At 58.1% G+C, this 4,294-nt stretch carries 6 protein-coding genes and 1 tRNA gene; 2 read left to right on the forward strand and 5 right to left on the reverse strand.

The features are described 5' to 3' along the window. Window positions 1-44: 44 nt before the first annotated feature. From ADK28_RS33305 to cho, 5 genes are all read right to left on the reverse strand, one after another. Window positions 45-176 carry a hypothetical protein gene (locus ADK28_RS33305; protein ID WP_015377413.1) on the reverse strand — a complete coding sequence of 44 codons (132 nt, stop codon included), beginning with the start codon at window positions 174-176 and terminating at the stop codon, window positions 45-47. Window positions 177-245: 69 nt separating this feature from the next. Further along, the gene (locus tag ADK28_RS07100) at window positions 246-749 is read right to left on the reverse strand and encodes a YlaC family protein (RefSeq protein ID WP_016928229.1); all 504 of its coding nucleotides are present in this window, start codon (window positions 747-749) and stop codon (window positions 246-248) included. A gap of 123 nt (window positions 750-872) precedes the next feature. Beyond that, window positions 873-1,172, reverse strand: a complete 300-nt coding sequence (locus ADK28_RS07105) for a sigma-S stabilization anti-adapter protein IraP (RefSeq protein ID WP_016928230.1) — start codon at window positions 1,170-1,172, stop codon at window positions 873-875. A 185-nt stretch (window positions 1,173-1,357) separates the two neighbouring features. Beyond that, window positions 1,358-1,454: transfer RNA gene (locus ADK28_RS07110), tRNA-OTHER, on the reverse strand. Window positions 1,455-1,566: 112 nt separating this feature from the next. Next, complete coding sequence (gene cho / locus ADK28_RS07115) at window positions 1,567-2,415, reverse strand: excinuclease Cho (protein WP_048795274.1); 849 nt, start codon at window positions 2,413-2,415, stop codon at window positions 1,567-1,569. Between the two features lie 240 nt (window positions 2,416-2,655). On the opposite strand from cho, the gene ADK28_RS07120 reads away from it, so the two are divergent. Together ADK28_RS07120 and ADK28_RS07125 are read left to right on the forward strand one after the other, a co-directional pair. Further along, window positions 2,656-3,837 (forward strand): efflux RND transporter periplasmic adaptor subunit, encoded by a 1,182-nt coding sequence (locus ADK28_RS07120; RefSeq protein ID WP_033641445.1) that lies wholly within the window; start codon window positions 2,656-2,658, stop codon window positions 3,835-3,837. After that, the coding region (locus ADK28_RS07125; protein WP_048795273.1) for an ABC transporter ATP-binding protein at window positions 3,834-4,294 on the forward strand (461 nt) is incomplete at its 3' end. The genes ADK28_RS07120 and ADK28_RS07125, both read left to right, overlap by 4 nt.

Below are 4,294 nucleotides of genomic sequence, written 5' to 3' on the forward strand. Positions count from 1 at the left end.
CATAAAAAAAACCGCCGCGGCGGTTTTTTTTATGGGGCAGGCGATCAGATCTTGCAACCTTCACAGTCCGCTTCGTCTTCGAGGAACTCGGGGACCTCTTTTACCTTCTGCGCCGCTTTTTCTTCGGCTTTCGCCAGTTCGGCATCGATATCAAAATCGAAAATATCATCACTCATCGCTTGGTCCTCATTCTGCTTCGCGTTCAAACGCTGAGTATAATCGACAAGCCGCCGGCCGGAAACCTTTCAGTTTGCCGCCGCCAACTGAGGTGTCTCATCCTGCGGCTTTTTTCCGTAGGCCATGTCGTACACGTCGTAGAAGTCGATTTCGCCCTTGTTGCCGATGATCACGCGCATCTTCTGTTTCAGCGCGGCGCCGATAGATGGCTCATCCAGCAGCTGCTGCACCGCATAAGGCGACAGCGCGCGGGTGAAGTACCACTCGCCGTTGTAGCAAACTCGCAGATCCAACACCCCGATGTCCTCGAAGCGGTACACCGGCCGGATCTCGATCAGCAGCATGGCGAACATGAACAGCACGAAAGCGGTGAAGCCCAGGAAGGCATATATTCCCATGTACGGCACCTGATACATCACGGCGATCACCGCGAAATAACCGGCGAACATGGCAAGGCACAGATAGCGGTGAGTGCGGGCGAATTCGCTGTTGAAGCGCGGCTTGCCGTCCCGCCCTTCACGCCGATTGATCTGTTCAATCTCTTTAACCAAGATGCTTTTAATCGCGTCCATCGTTACAACCTTATGCTGGAAACAGCATTGCCATCAAATCTCACCGCTAAAAGTAACACAAGTACAGTTTCGCCGGGTAGATCAGTTAGCCAACTTAATGGCGGCAACTGTTATAGTTCGGCTTCAGCGCGGCTGGGCGGCCTTGCCTTGTGCAAACATGAACATACGCTGGGCCACATCGTCGGCCTGTTTGATCTTCTGCTTTTGCGGTTCGTTGCTGCGTTGAATGGCGCGGGCGTAAGCGATTTCATGAGCCTGATCGATCATCGCGATGATCCGGTCACGTTCGGTCTTCTCCATATTGCCCAACATGGTGGTGATAATCGCCTGATAAGCGTTGGACGCGGCGCTCAGCGCTTTCTCTCTCGCCTCGAGGGCGGCGACGCGTTGCAAGAGTTCCTGCAGTTGCTCGGAGTGAGACATATCGACCTCCTGTTGCCGGGCAGCAAGCCTGCCTGATTACAGTTTAGCAAAGGATCGAAAGGGAAAGAGGAAGGAAAGCCAGCGGTTACGGTAAAGCACACCCGAAAATCCCAACGAGGAGCCGATAGTGCAAATCAACCCGGGTGCGCTTTACGATAAGCGCAGTGAGATGAAGGAAAGAAAGCTGGCGCGCTATGCAGGACTCGAACCCGCGTCTATCAATTTTCAAGCCAAAACAAGCCATTATAAAACCAATCACTCTGCCAACTGAGTTAATAGCGCATTCCTTCGCTTCGGGGCGTCATTATCCATAACAACATTATGGACTCAAGCTTTTTTAGCATAATGCCCTGAATTTACAGATAAGTCTTAGGTTATCGATAGCGTTATGGCATTACGGCAGCTCAATAATCCGATAATCGCCGGCCATGAGTGGCTTGCACAAAATCTTGTAGCCATCGCTATCAAAATGGCTGGCCGCACTCTGGAGCCGCTGCGCCTGCGCCAGGCTGTTGACCGAACCCAGATAAAACCAATTGTGAATCACATGGTACTGACGCAGCGTCTCGCCCTGTTCTTCCAACGCCACTCGCCCGGCGAACGGCCAACAGGCGATGCGCAGCTGTTCAAGCGCCGCGCCGAGCCGCAGCGCATGCTCCTGCGCCGACTCCACGCCGCAGCAGGCGCCCGCGCACTTGCGCAGGCTGTAGCGGAAACAGGCTCGCCCTGCCGGCAGCTTGTCGATCCCCAGCTTGCCGTAACATAAACGATGCTCGTCGGCGATGGCGCGCAGCTTTTCCAGCGCGGCGTGGCGATTGGCAAACAGCCCGTAGAGATGGGGCGTAACGGCGAAATCGATCTCTTTGGCGTGAGCAATCGTCACCGTATCTGCCTGCACGCGCAGCGCGCACAGCTGCTTCGAGCGCCGCAGGCGCTTGTTGAACAGCGGCTGTTGTTGTTTGATCAATTGCGCCTCCAGCAGCAGTGCCCCCAACTCGCCGGCGGTCTCGATAAAGCTGATGCGTCGGGTTTGCCGCAGCATTTTAGCCTCGTCCTGCGCGCGGAAATGCGCCATCACCCGGCTGCGTATATTGACGCTTTTACCGATGTAAAGCGGCAGGCTCTCGCTTTGACCGTGAAACATATACACACCCGGCCCTTTGGGCAACGGCGCCAGGCAGGCGCGCAGGTGCTCCGGGTATTGATAAATGTCGAGTTCCGGCTCGAGGCGGTTTGGCATCATGGCGGCGGTGTTGTCCTGCTGATGAATGAACACTGGTTTTTTAGCCAGTATAACGTGCCCTGCAGCCGGTTGCACACCCGAAGGATAATAACTCGCCGTGATCTTTGGCGGGAAAGCCTTTACCATCCCCTTTCCAGCGGGAAAGCGCCTCACGTTTAGCGCCAGTTCAAGCTGGCGCTGCCATGATGGCAGACTGGAACCGCCGCTTTTATCGTTATGGAAAACCTGGGTATGTCACCACTGAAACTCCCCTCCCGCCGTCTGGCGTTGATCGCCGCCATCGTTTTCATCGCCGTCGCTGTCGCGCTGGCCATCTACTGGCAACGCCCGCCGCAGCAGGATTACGTTACCGCGCCGGCCCGCCTGGGCGATATCGAGAACGCCGTGCTGGCCACCGGGCGACTGGATGCCGTCGAGCGCGTTAACGTCGGTGCGCGGGTCTCCGGTGAAGTCAAATCGCTGAAGGTCAAACTGGGCGATCGCGTCACCAAAGGGCAGCCGATCGCCGACATCGACGATCTGCAACAGCGCAACGATCTGCGCAACGCCGAGGCGGCGCTGAACGTCATCAAGGCCGAATTGCAGGCCAAACAGGCGCAGTTGAAGCAGGCGGAATCGCGTTTCAAACGCCAGCGCCGCATGCTGAGCGACGAAGCCAGCTCGCGTGAAGACTTCGAGACCGCCGAGGCCACGCTGGCCACCACCCGCGCCGAACAGCTTTCGCTCAATGCGCGCCTGGTACAGGCGCAGATTGAAGTCGACAAGAAAAAAATCGATCTGGGCTATACCCGCGTGGTCGCGCCGATGGACGGCATCGTCATCGCCGTGGTGACGCAGCAGGGGCAAACGGTCAACTCCAGCCAAAGCGCGCCGACCATCGTCAAGCTGGCGCGGTTGGATATGATGACCATCAAGGCGCAGATCTCCGAAGCCGACATCACCCGCATTTCACCGGGGCAAAAGGCGTACTTCACTATTTTTTCCGATCCGGATAAACGGTACGACGCCACGCTGCGCACCATCGAGCTGGCGCCGGAATCGGTGATGAAAGACGACTCGCTCGCCGGCACCAGCTCCGCGTCCGGTTCCGGCACCTCGAACGCCTCGGTCTATTACAACGCGCTGCTGGACGTGCCCAACCCGGAGAACCGCCTGCGCATCGCCATGACCGCGCAGGTTTCCTTACTGCTCGGCGACGCGAAGAACACCCTGCTGGTGCCGATCCAGGCGGTGCATAAAACCGAAGGAAAAGTGCAGCAGGTGCAGGTGCTGACTCAGGATCAGCGGCTGGAAACGCGCGAAGTGACCACAGGCATCACCAACAACGTCGATATTCAGATCCTCAGCGGCCTGAAAGCCGGTGAAACCGTGGTGCTGTCGCAGCCCGCCGCCAAGTCGGCTGAGGATGGCATTTTCCTGTGAACGCGATCATCGAGCTAAAAGGCATCAGTCGAACCTACACCAACGGCGGTCAGACGCTGACGGTGTTGAAAGACATCGATTTGACCATCGCCGCCGGCGAGCTGGTGGCGATCATCGGCGCCTCCGGTTCCGGCAAATCGACGCTGATGAACATCATGGGCTGCCTCGACGTGCCGGATCGCGGCGACTACTACATCAGCGGCCAGAACGCCGCCCACCTGTCGCCGGACGAACTGGCCCGCCTGCGCCGCGAGCATATCGGCTTTATCTTCCAGCGTTACCACCTGATGCCCGATCTCAGCGCGCTGGGCAACGTCGAAATTCCGGCTATCTACGCCAACGCCCGGCGCGATCAGCGGCGGCGGCGAGCGGCGCAACTGCTGGCGCGGTTGGGCCTTGAGGGACGCGAAGACCACAAGCCCGGCCAGCTTTCCGGCGGCCAGCAGCAGCGCGTCAG

It is taken from the genome of Serratia sp. 506_PEND, from assembly GCF_001076875.1.
GTDB lineage: Bacteria > Pseudomonadota > Gammaproteobacteria > Enterobacterales > Enterobacteriaceae > Serratia > Serratia marcescens.